The organism is Comamonas sp. MYb396 (assembly GCF_037479555.1).
Classification (GTDB): Bacteria; Pseudomonadota; Gammaproteobacteria; order Burkholderiales; family Burkholderiaceae_C; genus Comamonas.
Genome location: NZ_JBBGYU010000007.1, coordinates 59,341 through 74,157, shown reverse-complemented (window position 1 = coordinate 74,157; position 14,817 = coordinate 59,341). Strand labels below are relative to the sequence as shown.

13 protein-coding genes and 1 pseudogene are annotated in these 14,817 nt (G+C 61.8%); 8 read left to right on the top strand and 6 right to left on the bottom strand.

Features of this window, described 5'->3' with window-relative positions:
* Positions 1 to 29 precede the first annotated feature (29 nt).
* The 3 genes from prmC to WH265_RS16615 all read left to right on the top strand — a co-directional run bounded on the left by prmC (position 30) and on the right by WH265_RS16615 (position 3,009).
* Positions 30 to 896: a peptide chain release factor N(5)-glutamine methyltransferase gene (gene prmC, locus WH265_RS16625; RefSeq protein ID WP_339559011.1), complete on the top strand. Its 867-nt coding sequence runs from the start codon at positions 30 to 32 to the stop codon at positions 894 to 896.
* A 100-nt stretch (positions 897 to 996) separates the two neighbouring features.
* Positions 997 to 1,317: a Grx4 family monothiol glutaredoxin gene (grxD, locus tag WH265_RS16620; protein ID WP_021027821.1), complete on the top strand. Its 321-nt coding sequence runs from the start codon at positions 997 to 999 to the stop codon at positions 1,315 to 1,317.
* Between the two features lie 351 nt (positions 1,318 to 1,668).
* Positions 1,669 to 3,009, top strand: coding sequence for a hemolysin family protein (locus WH265_RS16615; protein ID WP_339559010.1), 1,341 nt, complete (start codon positions 1,669 to 1,671; stop codon positions 3,007 to 3,009).
* Positions 3,010 to 3,089: 80 nt separating this feature from the next.
* On the opposite strand, the gene WH265_RS16610 is transcribed toward WH265_RS16615, so the two are convergent.
* Both WH265_RS16610 and WH265_RS16605 read right to left on the bottom strand, forming a co-directional pair.
* Positions 3,090 to 3,701 carry a lytic transglycosylase domain-containing protein gene (locus WH265_RS16610; RefSeq protein WP_232539431.1) on the bottom strand — a complete coding sequence of 204 codons (612 nt, stop codon included), beginning with the start codon at positions 3,699 to 3,701 and terminating at the stop codon, positions 3,090 to 3,092.
* A gap of 127 nt (positions 3,702 to 3,828) precedes the next feature.
* Positions 3,829 to 5,568, bottom strand: a complete 1,740-nt coding sequence (locus WH265_RS16605) for a proline--tRNA ligase (RefSeq protein ID WP_339559009.1) — start codon at positions 5,566 to 5,568, stop codon at positions 3,829 to 3,831.
* A 92-nt stretch (positions 5,569 to 5,660) separates the two neighbouring features.
* On the opposite strand from WH265_RS16605, the pseudogene WH265_RS16600 reads away from it, so the two are divergent.
* Positions 5,661 to 6,201: pseudogene (locus WH265_RS16600) on the top strand (RNA pyrophosphohydrolase); the annotation flags it as partial.
* Positions 6,202 to 6,484: 283 nt separating this feature from the next.
* On the opposite strand, the gene proB reads toward WH265_RS16600, so the two are convergent.
* From proB to rplU, 4 genes are all read right to left on the bottom strand, one after another.
* Positions 6,485 to 7,624, bottom strand: a complete 1,140-nt coding sequence (gene proB / locus WH265_RS16595) for a glutamate 5-kinase (RefSeq protein ID WP_339559008.1) — start codon at positions 7,622 to 7,624, stop codon at positions 6,485 to 6,487.
* Between the two features lie 85 nt (positions 7,625 to 7,709).
* On the bottom strand, positions 7,710 to 8,825 hold the full coding sequence (obgE, locus tag WH265_RS16590) for an Obg family GTPase CgtA (RefSeq protein WP_312988113.1): 1,116 nt from the start codon (positions 8,823 to 8,825) through the stop codon (positions 7,710 to 7,712).
* Between the two features lie 189 nt (positions 8,826 to 9,014).
* A complete protein-coding gene (gene rpmA, locus WH265_RS16585; protein WP_021027814.1) occupies positions 9,015 to 9,275 on the bottom strand; it encodes a 50S ribosomal protein L27 in 261 nt (86 codons plus the stop codon).
* A 15-nt stretch (positions 9,276 to 9,290) separates the two neighbouring features.
* On the bottom strand, positions 9,291 to 9,602 hold the full coding sequence (gene rplU, locus WH265_RS16580) for a 50S ribosomal protein L21 (protein WP_027011098.1): 312 nt from the start codon (positions 9,600 to 9,602) through the stop codon (positions 9,291 to 9,293).
* A 267-nt stretch (positions 9,603 to 9,869) separates the two neighbouring features.
* Between rplU and WH265_RS16575 the strand changes: the two genes are divergently transcribed.
* From WH265_RS16575 to WH265_RS16560, 4 genes are all read left to right on the top strand, one after another.
* Positions 9,870 to 10,799: a polyprenyl synthetase family protein gene (locus WH265_RS16575; RefSeq protein ID WP_021027812.1), complete on the top strand. Its 930-nt coding sequence runs from the start codon at positions 9,870 to 9,872 to the stop codon at positions 10,797 to 10,799.
* A 165-nt stretch (positions 10,800 to 10,964) separates the two neighbouring features.
* A complete protein-coding gene (pilB, locus tag WH265_RS16570; protein WP_339559007.1) occupies positions 10,965 to 12,698 on the top strand; it encodes a type IV-A pilus assembly ATPase PilB in 1,734 nt (577 codons plus the stop codon).
* A 20-nt stretch (positions 12,699 to 12,718) separates the two neighbouring features.
* Positions 12,719 to 13,939, top strand: coding sequence for a type II secretion system F family protein (locus tag WH265_RS16565; protein WP_339518457.1), 1,221 nt, complete (start codon positions 12,719 to 12,721; stop codon positions 13,937 to 13,939).
* A 2-nt stretch (positions 13,940 to 13,941) separates the two neighbouring features.
* The gene (locus WH265_RS16560) at positions 13,942 to 14,817 is read left to right on the top strand and encodes a prepilin peptidase (RefSeq protein WP_339559006.1); all 876 of its coding nucleotides are present in this window, start codon (positions 13,942 to 13,944) and stop codon (positions 14,815 to 14,817) included.

Below are 14,817 nucleotides of genomic sequence, written 5' to 3'. Positions count from 1 at the left end.
GCGGCAGCAATAGCGAACCGCGCAGCGACATGAATGCTCCCACCCCCGACACCCCCATCACGGTCACCCAGGCGCTGGCGCAAGCCGCTGCGCTGGGCATTGCCCGCATCGACGCGCAGATGCTGCTGCTGCACCTCTGCGGCCAGCCCACCCATGCGCGCGCCTGGCTCATCACCCATGATGGCGACTGCCTGAGCAGCGCGCAGACCGCGCAGTGGCGGCAATGGCTGCAGCGCCGCGCCGATGGCGAGCCGGTGGCCTATCTGACGGGCCACAAAGGCTTTTACGGACTGGACCTGGCCGTGGACGCCCGCGTGCTGGACCCGCGTCCCGACACCGAAACCCTGGTGGATTGGGCGCTGGAGCTGCTGCCCGATGCCACTCCGGGCCAGCCGGCCCTGCGCCTGGCCGACCTGGGCACCGGCAGCGGAGCGATTGCGCTGGCCTTGCAGCATGCGCGGCCTGCAGCCGAAGTCTGGGCCGTGGATGCCAGTACCGATGCACTGGCCGTTGCCCAGGCCAATGCAGCGCGCCTGCAGCTGCCGGTACGCTTTGCGCACAGCCACTGGCTGTCGGCCCTGCAGGGCCTGTTTGATGCCATCGTCAGCAACCCGCCCTACATCCGCGACGACGACCCGCACATGCCCGCGCTGCGCCATGAACCCCGCCAGGCGCTGACCAGCGGCGCCGATGGCCTGGACGACATCCGCCATATCGTCGATACCGCTCCCGGCTATCTGCGCGAAGGCGGCTGGCTGCTGATCGAGCATGGCTGGGACCAGGCGGAAGACGTGCGCGCGCTGCTGGCCCAGCGCGGTTTTGCCCAGGTGCAAAGCCGCAAGGACCTGGCTGGCATCGAGCGCGCCAGCGGCGGACAATGGCCTTCCGTGAAATAATAGTGACCATGCCTGCGCTTGATATGCGGCCAAACGCCCGTATCTAAGCAAGCGACGACCCGATTACATTGCAACCCACACGCCCCGACGGAGCCCATCCATGAGCGATACCCAACAACGCATCGACCAGCTGGTCAAAGGCCATGACATCGTGCTGTTCATGAAGGGAACAGCCAGCTTTCCGCAATGCGGATTCTCCGGCCGTGCCATTCAGATTCTCAAAGCCAGTGGCGTGGAGACCCGTGGTCTGACCACCGTCAACGTGCTCGAAGACCCCGAGATCCGCCAAGGCATCAAGGACTACAGCCAGTGGCCCACGATCCCCCAGCTGTATGTCAAGGGTGAATTTATCGGTGGCTCGGACATCATGATGGAAATGTACGAGTCGGGTGAGCTGCAGCAACTGGTGGCCACGCTCTGATAGCCTAGCGCCAGCAGCTTGCCAGCCGCAACCAGGGGCCGCCTTCCGAGGCGGCTTTTTTGCGCCCATTTACCCTGCCAAGCGGCGATGCATGGCGGCGCGATGGCGACACACAATGGCCTTGCCAGCGGCCATAGCCGGGCGGCTAAGGTAAGCTCGGCACAGCAGCAATCTCCGCGCATCGCCCACCAGCTGTGGGCTTGCAGCCTCTGCTGCCAAAAGCACTTGCCAGTCGCCGGACGGGCATGCGACCATTGAACTCTGATTCAAACCGGCGGCACCCCGCGCGCCGCCACCGCTTTTGCCGAACAATGTGAGCAGCCGGTCTGCACTGCTCCCACACGGATGTCTATGAATCTTACGCAGAGTCTCTTTGTCATTGCCTTGCTGATCAGCTTCAGCGCCTTTTTCTCCATGGCGGAGATATCGCTGGCCGCCTCGCGCCGCCTGCGGTTGCGGCAAATGGTGGATGACGGAGACCCGCGTGCAGAGCGTGTGATGAAGGTCCAGGAGCAGCCCGGTGAGTATTTCACCGTGGTGCAGGTGGGCCAGAATGCGGTGGCCATTTTGGGCGGTATTGTGGGTGAAGGGGCGCTCAGCCCCTTTGTCTCGGGCATCGCCAGCCGCTGGCTGGAGCCCGCTACCGCGCAGACCATCGGTTTTCTGTGCTCGTTCACCGTGGTCACCTCGCTGTTCATCCTGCTGGCCGATCTGCTGCCCAAGCGCCTGTCGATGGCCGAGCCCGAGGCGCTGGCGCTGCGCGTCTCGCGCCCCATGCAGTGGTGCATGACGCTCTTCAAACCCGTGGTCTGGTTCTACAGCAAGGCGGCCGATGGCCTGTTTCACCTGCTGGGACTATCGACGATCCGCGATGAAAAGATCACCTACGAAGACATTCTGGCGATGACCGAGGCCGGCGCCAAGGCCGGTGTGCTGGCCGCGCAGGAGCAGCAGGTGATCGCCAATCTGTTCGAGCTCGATACGCGCACCGTCGGCTCGGCAATGACCCAGCGCGACCGCATCGCCTTCTTCTACCAGGACGACAGCGACGACATCATCCGCGCCCGCATTGCCGAGGAACCCTTTTCGACCTACCCGGTCTGCGCCGGGGATATCGACCATGTGGTCGGCTATGTCGATGCCAAGGACCTGTTCCAGCGCGCGCTCAACAACCTGCCGATGAAGCTGCGCGATGAGGGCCTGGTCAAAAAGGCCCTAGTCATCCCCGACCGGCTGACCCTGGCCGAAGTGCTGCAGCAGTTCCGCCAGGCGCATGAGGACTTCGCCATCATCGTCAATGAGTACAGCCTGGTGGTCGGCGTGGTCACGCTCAACGATGTGATGAGCACCGTCATGGGCGATTTGATGGGCCCGGTCGATGAAGAGCTGATCGTTCGGCGCGACGAGACCTCGTGGCTAATCGACGGCATCACCCCGATCGAGGATGTGGAGCGAACCTTGCTGCTGGACGACCTGCCGCATTCCGACGAATACGAGACCCTGGGCGGCTTCTTGATGGTGATGCTGCGCCGCATCCCGCGCCGCACCGACAAGGTGGTCTGGGGCAAGTACCAGTTCGAGGTGATGGACGTGGACAGCTACCGCATCGACCAGGTGCTGGTCACCATCGTGGACCCGAACAAGGTGCCCGATTCGCCGGTTCCGCCGCCCACGAGCAGTCTGGTTGCCTAAGACAGAGCCAGGCTGCAGCGCCCATGAAAAAGCCACCGCATGCGGTGGCTATCTTTTTGCTGCAGCGCCAGCCTAGGTCTTCAGGCTTCAACCTTGTTCTCGAACAGCCACTGGCGCTGCGCGCCGTAGACCAGGTTGGGGTAGGTGTCCTTGCCACGGCTGCCGTTGTAGCGGCCCAGCGCCATGAACAGATCGCCCTTTTCGCGGTCCAGGTAGTGGCGCAAAATCACACAGCCAAAACGCAGATTGGTCTGCATGTGGAACAGCTTGGCCGGGTCGCCGTCGCCAATCACCCGGGTCCAGAACGGCATCACCTGCATGTAGCCGCGAGCCCCGACATTGGACATCGCGAACTTGCGGAATCCGCTCTCGACCTGGATCAGACCCAGCACCAGCGATTCATCGAGGCGCGCACGCCGCGCCTCATACCAGACGGTCTGCAGAAAGTCGCGGCGCACTTCCCAGTCCGGTTTGCGCCGGCGCAGACGGTCGCTCATCGCGCCCAGCCAGCGCAGGTAGACGATCTTGGCCTCGGTCGAGACAAACACCGGCTCCGGTGGCGCGGCGCTGCCGATCGCTGCCGTCAGCGCAGAGCGCACCGAGTCGATCAGGGGCTCTTCCAACTGGCCACCAGCCAGCGCAGCCTGCGGCGCAGCCAGCCAGGCGCCTGGCCCGGCCAGCAACGATGCCATGGCCGCGCGGCGTGATACGCCCGCAGGTAAAGCAATGCGTGAGCCTGACATCCTCGATCGATCCCTCTGTGACTATTGTGGTGTGGCGCCTGGCGGCATGGGCTGCATTGGCAGCCCATGGCCCGCATCAGGCCAGGCGGCTGGTGAGGAAGCTGAACACCTCGTCCACAGGCACCTTGGTGGCGGCGGTGTCGCGCCGCTGCTGGTACTCGACCATGCCTTCTTGCAGGCCCCGGTCGCCCAGCACCACCCGGTGCGGCACGCCAATCAGCTCCCAATCGGCCAGCATCGCGCCCGGGCGCTCGCCGCGGTCGTCCAGTATCACATCGACGCCAGCGGCCAACAAGTCTGCGTGTAGCTTTTCAGCCGCAGTCTTGACCGCTTCGCTGCGGTCCATGCCGATGGGGCAGATCACCACGGTGAAGGGGGCAATCGCGTCTGGCCAGATGATGCCGCGCTCGTCATGGTTTTGCTCTACGGCGGCTGCGGGCAAGCGGGTCACGCCAATACCATAGCAGCCCATTTCGAACTCGCTGGGCTTGCCGTTTTCGGCCAGGAAGGTGGCCTTCATCGCCTTGGAGTACTTCGTGCCCAGGTAGAACACGTGGCCGATCTCGATACCACGCTCGATCGCCAACTCGCCTTTGCCGTCTGGCGACTGATCGCCGGCAACCACATTGCGCAGGTCAGCCACCAAGCTGGGCTCGGGCAGGTCACGGCCCCAGTTGACGCCGGTCAGGTGGTAGTCGGCCTGGTTGGCGCCGCAGACCCAGTCGGCCATCACGGCGACATCGCGGTCCACCACGAGCTTGACGGGCTTTTGCAGGCCGATCGGGCCCAGGTAGCCCGGCTGGCAGCCAAAGTGCTCCTCTATCTCGCTCAGCGTCGCAAAACGGAAGTTGGCCAGGCCCTCGACCTTACCGACCTTGATCTCGTTCATGTCATGGTCGCCGCGCAGCAGCAGCAGCCAGACCTGCGAGCCCAGGATGTCGCCCTTGTCATTGGTCTCGTCGGTGGCCAGCACCAGCGATTTGACGGTGTTGGCCAACGGCAGGTTCAGCAGCTGGGCCACATCGGCGCAGGTGCTCTTGCCAGGCGTGGCCGTCTTGGCCATGGGCTGCGCAGCCGCAGCACGGGGCTGGGTGGGCGCCAGGCTTTCGGCCTTTTCGATGTTGGCGGCGTAGTCGCTGTTGGGGCAGTAGACAATCGCGTCTTCGCCGGTCGCGGCAATCACCTGGAACTCCTCGCTCAGGTCGCCGCCGATGGCGCCGCTGTCCGCACGCACGGCGCGGTACTGCAGGCCAAAACGGTCAAAGATGCGCTTGTAGGCGGCGCGCATGGTCTGGTAGCTGATCTGGGCGGCGTCGCGGTCCTTGTCGAAGGAGTAGGCATCCTTCATGATGAACTCGCGGCCCCGCATCAAGCCAAAGCGGGGACGGCGCTCGTCGCGGAACTTGGTCTGGATCTGGTAGAGGTTCTTGGGCAGCTGCTTGTAGCTCTTGAACTCCTGGCGCGCGATGTCGGTCACCACCTCTTCGCTGGTGGGCTGGATGACAAAGTCACGCGCGTGGCGGTCCTGGATGCGCAGCAGCTCGGCGCCCATCTTGTCAAAGCGGCCGGTCTCCTGCCACAGCTCGGCGGGCTGCACCACGGGCATGGTCACCTCGATGGCGCCGGCGCGGTTCATCTCTTCACGCACGATGGCCTCGACCTTGCGGATCACGCGCAGTCCCATCGGCATGTAGTTGTAGATGCCGGCGCCGAGCTTCTTGATCATGCCGGCGCGCGTCATCAGCTGGTGGCTGGCGATTTCAGCGTCCGCAGGCGCTTCTTTCAGGGTCGAGATGAGAAATTGCGAAGCTTTCATAGTCTATGACAATGGACCTAGTAGTTGCCCCCTTGAAGATGGCTTCAAGGCGCAGGCATAATGGACACAGTTTAAAAAATTGGGGTTAGATTATGCTGGACCGAGATGGCTTTAGGCCAAACGTCGGCATCATCCTGCTCAACCAGCGCAATCAGGTGTTTTGGGGCAAGCGCATCCGCACCCATAGCTGGCAGTTTCCGCAGGGTGGTATTGACCGTGGAGAAACCCCCGAGCAGGCGATGTTTCGAGAGCTGCATGAGGAAGTGGGCTTGCGACCGGAGCATGTACGTATTGTGGCTAGAACGCGGGATTGGCTACGGTACGAGGTGCCCGAACGCTTCATCCGCCGCGATGCCAGAGGCTATTATCGCGGACAAAAGCAGATTTGGTTTTTGCTCCAGTTAACAGGGCACGACTGGGACCTGAATCTGCGCGCCACCAACCACCCGGAGTTTGATGCCTGGCGCTGGAATGACTACTGGGTGCCGCTCGATGTGGTGGTGGAGTTCAAGCGCGGCGTCTACGAGATGGCCTTGACCGAGCTGTCGCGTTTTGTGCCTCGCAATGACCCACGCAACCGCTATTTGCGCAGCAATGCGCGTGCGCGCGATGGTGAGCCGCATGAGCCAGACCCCGTGGTGACCGAGACCTTGCAGGTGTCGGTGACGACGACCACCACGGTGGTGAGCTACCACTCGCCGCTGCGCATGATGCAGGAGATGGAGCTGCCGCCCGGCGCCAGCTTTGACCCGGACCCGGGCAATGCCGGCCATGACCCGCAGCAAAACGGCTGATAACGGCTGACCAGTAGCCATATGTAAAAAGCGTCCCTTGGGACGCTTTTTGGTGCCTGCGCGGCGCTCATGTGATCCGCCGCCGCATGGCCCTGCCGGGCCAAACGGGCTGAGCGTGCCGATCAATGCCCCGTCAACACCATGTTGTCACGGTGCAGCATTTCGGGCTCGCCGGTGTAGCCCAGCAGTTGCTCAAACTCTGACGATGGCTTGCGGCACAGGCGCCGTGCCTCGGCGCTGCTGTAGTTGGCCAGGCCGCGCGCCAGCTCCACGCCTTGCGGATCGCGCACACCAATCACCTCGCCGCGCGAGAACTCGCCATGCACGCTCACCATGCCGATGGGCAGCAGGCTCTTGCCTTCGCCGCGCAGCTTCAGCGCAGCGCCCTCGTCCACGGTCACATAGCCATGCATCTGCAGGTGGTCCATCATCCACTGCTTGCGCGCCTGGTTCTTGTGGGTGTCGGCGACCAGCAGGGTGCCAATGGCCTCGCCGGCGGCCAGGCGCAGCAGCACATTCTGCTCGCGCCCCCAGGCAATCACCGTGGATGCGCCCGAGCCAGCGGCGCGCTTGGCCGCCAGGATCTTGGTGAGCATGCCGCCCTTGCCAATGCCCGAGCCCGCACCACCCGCCATCGCTTCAAGCTTCAGATCCCCCGCTTGTGCCTCATGCACGAATTCGGCATCGGGGTTCTTGCGGGGATCGGCGGTGTAGAGGCCCTTTTGGTCGGTCAGAATGACCAGCGCATCGGCCTCCACCAGGTTAGCCACCAGCGCACCCAGGGTGTCGTTGTCGCCAAACTTGATTTCGTCGTTGACGACCGTGTCGTTTTCGTTGATGACCGGCACCACCCCCAGCTGCAGCAGGGTCAGCAAGGTGACGCGGGCATTGAGGTAACGCTCGCGGTCGGCCAGGTCGGCATGGGTCAGCAGCACCTGGGCGCTGCCCAGGTTTTGCTCGCGCAGCTTGGTCTCGTACATCTGCACCAGGCCCATCTGGCCGACAGCCGCTGCGGCCTGCAGCTCATGGATTTCCTTGGGGCGCTGCAGCCAGCCCAGGCGCTTCATGCCTTCAGCCACCGCGCCGCTGGAGACCATGATCACTTCGCGCTTGGTCCCATCCTCGCCATGCACCAGGGCGGCGAGCTGGCGGCTCCATTCGGTGATGGCGCCTTCATCGAGGCCCTTGCCTTCGTTGGTGACCAGACTGGAGCCGACTTTGACGACGATGCGACGTGCGTCGCGCAGAACATTCGATGCCATTTTTTGCTATTTCCGGCATTGCGCCCGCCTGGCAAGCGCAAGCAGCTATCCAACAATGAGAAATCTAGGGTGCAGGCCTTGCCGCTCAGTCCGGCGACGAAAAACGCGGGTCGTCCGAGTAGTCGGGCGCATCCTGCTCGGCGCCTGCCGCAAAGCGCGGATCGACCTCTTGGGGCTCCTGCTCGGCCTTTTGCATCTTGTGCACGAACTGGAAGATCTCCTTGATCAGCGGCTCGCAGCCTTCGCGGGTCAGCGCCGAGATCTCGTAGACGGGGCCCTTCCACTTGTAGCGCTTGACAAAGTCCTTGACCTTGGCGACGCGCTCGTCGCCGGGCACCATGTCCAGCTTGTTGAGCACCAGCCAGCGCGGCTTGTTGTAGAGCTCTTCGTCGTACTTCTTGAGCTCGCCGACAATCGCCTTGGCCTGTGCCACAGGGTCCACGCCCTCGTCAAAAGGTGCCAGATCCACAATATGCAGCAGCAAGCGCGTACGCTGCAGGTGGCGCAGGAACTGGTGGCCCAGACCGGCACCGTCCGAGGCGCCTTCAATGAGGCCTGGAATGTCGGCAACGACAAAGCTCTTTTCCGGCCCCACGCGCACGACACCCAGGTTGGGGTGCAAGGTGGTGAAGGGGTAATCGGCAATCTTGGGGCGGGCGTTGGAGACCGCCGAGATAAAGGTCGACTTGCCGGCATTGGGCATGCCCAGCAGACCCACATCGGCCAGCACCTTGAGCTCCAGCTTCAGGTTGCGGCGCTCGCCCTTCCAACCGGGGGTCTTCTGGCGTGGTGCACGGTTGATCGCGCTCTTGAAGCGCAGATTGCCAAAACCGCCATCACCGCCCTTGGCGATGGTGATGACCTCGCCCGGGTTGAGCAGCTCAAACAGCACTTCGCCCGTTTGCGCATCGGTGATGATAGTGCCCACCGGCATGTGCAGGGTGATGTCCTTGCCCGCGCTGCCAAACATGTCCGAGCCCTTGCCGTGCTCGCCGCGCTCGGCCTCGTGGCGGCGCGAGTAGCGGTAATCGATCAGGGTGTTGAGGTTGACATCGGCCAGCGCATACACATGGCCGCCGCGGCCACCGTCACCGCCATCGGGGCCACCGAATTCCTTGTACTTTTCATGGCGGAACGACACACAGCCATTGCCACCATCGCCAGCTGCAATGTCAATAAACGCTTCATCTACGAATTTCATGGTCGTTATCCACCCGCCCTGGTACAGGAATTACGGGAATTGTTCTGCTGCATACCGATACATGCAGCCTTGCCAAAACCGCTATTGTCGCACCGAGGCGCCAGGCGGTCCGGCCCAAAAACACCAAAGCCCCGACTGCGCGGGGCTTTGGACAAGGCCAATGAAGGCCTTCAAGACACTTGTCTTGTCTTAAGCAGCCTTGGTGATGCTCACCGTGTGCTTGGACAAAGCGCCCTTGGTTTCGAACGACACGTGGCCGTCCACCAGAGCAAACAAGGTGTGGTCCTTGCCCACGCCGACATTGGTGCCGGGGTGGAACTTGGTGCCGCGTTGACGCACGATGATCGAACCGGCGCTGATCAATTGACCACCGAAAGCCTTCACACCCAGCATCTTTGGCTTGGAATCACGTCCGTTGCGCGTAGAGCCGCCGCCTTTTTTCTGTGCCATGAGATATAGCTCCTGTTAAGCTGCAATCGCACCGATTTGCAGCTCAGTGAACTGCTGGCGATGGCCTTGGCGCTTTTGATAGTGCTTACGACGACGCATCTTGAAAATGCGCACCTTGTCGTGCTTGCCGTGGGCTACTACCGTAACCGTCACAGTTGCTCCGGACACCAAGGGCGTACCAACCTTCAACTCTGCGCCGTCGCCGACTGCCAGAACCTGGTCGATCACGATTTCTTGGCCTACGTCCGCAGCGATCTGTTCTACCTTGATTTTTTCGCCGGAAGCAACACGATACTGTTTGCCACCGGTTTTTATGACCGCGTACATAAGAACCTCTAAAAAGGGGATAGCTTGCAAAGAAATTTCGCAAGAGCCGAAGATTGTAGCACGGGCTCTAAAAAGACGCAAACCCTGCACGCATTTGCACCACAATCGGGCCAGAAAACGCATCCCCGAGACGGACAAGCGGGCATGTCCGCAAGGGTCGCTGCTCTCGTTTCTATAATGCGGTATCCCTAAAATGCCGAGATAGCCGCCTTGTCCGAGTCCAACACTCCCAACCCGTCCAACCCCTTGAGCCTCGTCGCCGGTGATATGCGGCAGGTGGATGCCGTGATTGCCAGGCGCCTGAGCTCCTCCGTTCCGCTGATCGGCGAGGTATCGCACTACATCATCTCGGCAGGCGGCAAGCGCCTGCGCCCTGCACTGCTGCTGCTGGTGGCCGGCGCACTGGAGTACCGGGGCGAGCAGCATTTCAACCTGGCGGCGGTGGTCGAGTTCATCCACACCGCCACCTTGCTGCACGACGATGTGGTGGATGAGTCCACGATGCGGCGCGGCAAACCCACCGCCAATGAGAGCTTTGGCAATGCGGCCAGTGTCTTGGTCGGCGATTTCCTGCACTCGCGCGCCTTCCAGATGATGGTTGATGCCGACAGCATGCGCGTCATGCAGATCCTGTCGGAGGCTACCAACATCATCGCCGAGGGCGAGGTGCAGCAGCTGATCAACACCCACAATGTCGATCTCGACGAGGCCGGTTATCTCTCCGTCATCCGTTCCAAGACCGCCAAGCTCTTTGAGGCCAGCGCGCGCCTTGCCGCCGTGCTGACCGAGGCGCCCGCCGAGCTGGAGGAGGCCTGTGCCAACTATGGCCGCTCGCTGGGCACGGCCTTCCAGGTGATTGATGACGCACTGGACTATGACGGTGACACCACGGTGATGGGCAAGAATATTGGCGATGATTTGCGCGAAGGCAAGGTCACCCTGCCGCTGATCATTGCCATGCAGCGCGCCAGCGCCGATGATAGGCAGATGATTGTCAGCGCCATCGAGCAAGGCTCCACGCCGCACATGGCCCATATCGTGCAGGTCGTCAAGGACACCGGTTCGCTGCAAGCCACGCGGGCAGCCGCTGCGCTGCAGGCCCAGGAGGCCATCGACTGCCTGGCCTTGTTGCCAAGCAATGCCTACACCCAGGCGCTGACCACGCTGGCCTCCCAGTTGCTGGACCGCAGAGAGTAAGCGCCAAGGCGGGCACGCATGGGCCAAGGGTATCGTGCAGACTGTCGCAGATCCACTGCAGTGGCGCGGCCTGCAGGATGCATTTCTTTGTTAAATCTCCGAACAACTGCTACAGTTTGCCGGATTACGCAGCGAGGCTATCGACGATAGGCGTCTTCCCTTTACATGCCTGACATCAACACCCCCCCCAAAGCCGTCGCCCTTCCCGGCATTGCCAGAGCCCTGGTGGCCAGTGGAAAGCTTCCTGTTGCCAAGGCGGAGGCCTTGTACGCCACCAGTCTCAAAAGCAAGAACAGCTTCATTGGAGAGCTGGTGGCCAGCGGTGCGGTCTCCGGCAGCGATGTGGCAACCATCATCTCGACGGTCTATGGCGCGCCCATGGTCGACCTCGATGCCATCGATCTGAGCCGCCTGTCCAGTGGCCTGCTCGACAGCAAGCTGGCACTCAGCAACAAGATCATCCCGCTGGCCAAGCGCGGCAACCGGCTGATCGTCGTGACCGCCGACCCCACCGACCACTCGGTGGCCGAGCAGATCAAGTTCTCCACCCAGCTGAGCGTGGACTGGGTGATCGCAGAGCATGCCAAGCTGGTCAAGGCATTGGAGTCCGTTGCGAAAAAGGGTGGCGACAACATCCAGGACATGATCACCGGCGATGTCAATCTCAATGAATTCGAGATTGATGACGAGTCGGTGAACACCGATACTGCCAGCAACGACGGAGACGAGGTCGAAGACGCGCCCATCGTCAAGTTTTTGCAGAAGATGCTGATCGATGCCTTCAATATGCGCGCATCGGACTTGCACTTCGAACCCTATGAGCACCAGTACCGCATCCGCTTTCGCATCGATGGTGAGCTGCGTGAAATTGCCTCGCCCCCACCGGGCATCAAGGACAAGCTGGCATCGCGGATCAAGGTGATCTCGCGCCTGGATATCTCGGAAAAGCGCGTGCCGCAGGACGGCCGCATGAAGCTCAAGATCGGCGCCGACCGGGTGATCGATTTCCGGGTCAGCACCTTGCCCACCTTGTTTGGCGAAAAGATCGTGATCCGTATTCTCGATCCGAGCAGCGCCAAGCTGGGCATTGATGCGCTCGGCTATGAGCCCGAAGAGAAGGAGCGCCTGCTCAGCGCCATCAAGCGCCCCTACGGCATGATCCTGGTCACGGGGCCCACCGGCTCGGGCAAGACCGTGTCGCTCTACACCTGCCTGAACATTCTCAACACGCCAGCGGTCAATATTGCGACTGCGGAAGACCCCTCGGAAATCAACCTGCCAGGCGTCAACCAGGTCAATGTCAATGAAAAGGCTGGCCTGACCTTTGCGACCGCGCTCAAGTCCTTTCTGCGCCAGGATCCCGACATCATCATGGTCGGCGAAATCCGGGACCTGGAGACGGCCGATATCGCGATCAAGGCGGCGCAGACCGGTCACCTGGTGCTGTCGACCCTGCACACCAACGACGCCCCCACCACTTTGACGCGTATGCGCAATATGGGGATCGCGCCCTTCAATATCGCGTCGAGCGTGATCCTGATCACCGCGCAGCGCCTGGCACGCAAGCTCTGCCCCATCTGCAAGCGTCCCACCGAGATCCCCCATGAAGCGCTGCTGGAAGCGGGCTTCAAGGAAGAGGATCTGGATGGCACCTGGCTGCCCTACGAGCCCGTCGGCTGCGACGCCTGCAACAATGGCTACAAGGGCCGCCTGGGCATCTACCAGGTGATGCCCATCTCTGAAGAAACACAGCGCATCATCTTGCGCGATGGCAGCGCACTGGAAATTGCCGAGCAAGCCGACATAGAAAATGTCCGCTCCTTGCGCACATCAGGCCTGCACAAAGTCAAAAAGGGACTGACCTCACTGGAAGAGGTCTTAGCCGTCACCAACGAATAAAGCAATGAGGGCAGGGATAAATGGCAACCACAGTCAACAAGAAAACATCGAACGAAGCCGTTTATGAGTGGGAAGGCAAGGACCGCAACGGCAAGATCGTGCGCGGCGAGTCCCGCGCGGGTGGAGAAAACCAGGTCATCGCGTCGCTGCGCCGGCAAGGCATTTTGCCGTCCAAGATCAAAAAGCGCCGCATGCGCTCGGGCAAGCGCATCAAGCCCAAGGACATCGCCTTGTTCACGCGCCAGCTGGCTACGATGATGAAGGCCGGCGTGCCTTTGCTGCAGGCTTTTGACATCGTCGGCCGGGGCAGCACCAACCCCAGTGTGACCAAGTTGCTCAACGATGTGCGCAGCGATGTGGAGTCGGGCTCGTCACTGAGCACCGCCTTTCGCCGCCATCCGATGTACTTCAATGCGCTGTACTGCAACCTGGTCGAGGCCGGTGAGGCAGCCGGTATTTTGGAAGGCCTGCTCGACCGCTTGGCCACCTACATGGAAAAGACCGAGGCCATCAAGAGCAAGATCCGCTCAGCCCTGATGTACCCGACCTCGGTGGTCATCGTCGCTTTTGTCGTGGTGGCCATCATCATGATCTTTGTGATTCCGGCATTCAAAGACGTGTTCTCCTCGTTTGGCGCCGACCTGCCCGGCCCTACCTTGATCGTGATGGCCATCAGCGAATTCTTTGTCAGTTACTGGTACCTGATCTTTTTTGGCATTGGTGGCAGCATCTACTTCTTTTTGCAGGCCTGGAAGCGCAGCGAGAAAATGCAGCGCACCATGGACCGCTGGCTGCTGAAGGTGCCGATCTTTGGCCCCTTGATCGAAAAATCCTGCGTGGCACGCTGGACGCGCACCTTGTCGACCATGTTTGCCGCCGGCGTGCCGCTGGTCGAAGCGCTGGACTCGGTGGGTGGCGCCTCCGGCAATGCTGTGTTTGCGGTGGCAACCGAGAAGATCCAGGCGCAGGTCTCCACCGGCACCAGCCTCACCGTCGCCATGTCGGATGCCCATGTGTTCCCCTCGATGGTGCTGCAGATGTGCGCGATCGGCGAGGAATCCGGCTCGATCGACCATATGCTGGGCAAAGCGGCAGACTTTTACGAAGCCGAAGTGGACGAGGCCGTTGCCGGCCTGTCCAGCCTGATGGAGCCCATTATCATTGTGTTTCTGGGCACGCTGATCGGCGGTATTGTGGTGTCGATGTACCTGCCGATCTTCAAGCTGGGCCAGGTGGTGTAACTGTGTCAGAAGCGCAATTGAACACAGGGCTGTTTGCCCTGCTGGGCCTGCTGGTGGGCAGCTTTTTGAATGTCGTGGTGCACCGCCTGCCGCTGATGCTGGAACGCCAATGGCGGCGTGATGCCCAGGACATGCTGGCAGCGACGGACAGTGCCCAAGCACCGCAGGCAGCGCCTGAGGCTGATATCAAAGCAGATCGTTTCAACCTCTGGACCCCCGCCTCACGCTGCCCACATTGCAGCCACCAGATCCGCTGGTATGAGAACGTGCCCGTGCTCAGCTGGCTTTTTCTGAGAGGACGCTGCAGCCAGTGCAAAGCGCGTATTTCTGCCCGCTACCCCGTCGTAGAAATCGCCAACAGCCTGCTGTGGGCCTACTGCATCCACCGCTGGGGCCTGGGCGCTACCGGCCTGGCCTGGTGCTTTTTTGCATCGGTGCTGCTGACCGCAGCGCTGATCGACTGGGACACGACCCTGCTGCCCGATGACCTGACCTTGCCGCTGCTCTGGGCAGGCTTGCTGGCCAGTGCGATGGGCTGGATCGATGTGCCGCTCAAAGATTCGCTGTTTGGCGCCGCCATTGGCTACATGGTGCTGTGGCTGATTTACTGGGCCTTCAAGCTGTTGACCGGCAAGGAAGGCATGGGCTATGGCGATTTCAAGCTGCTGGCTGCGCTGGGCGCCTGGTTTGGCTGGCAAGCGCTGATACCGATTGCACTGTTTTCCTCCGTTGTTGGCGCTGTGATCGGCATTGCGATGAAGATCTTCTCCAACCTGCGCGAAGGCGGCTATATCCCCTTTGGCCCCTTTCTCGCAGGTGCCGGCTTTTTGGTCATGTGGTTCGGCACCGGTATCGTCGACCGCCTGCTACAGCCCTGA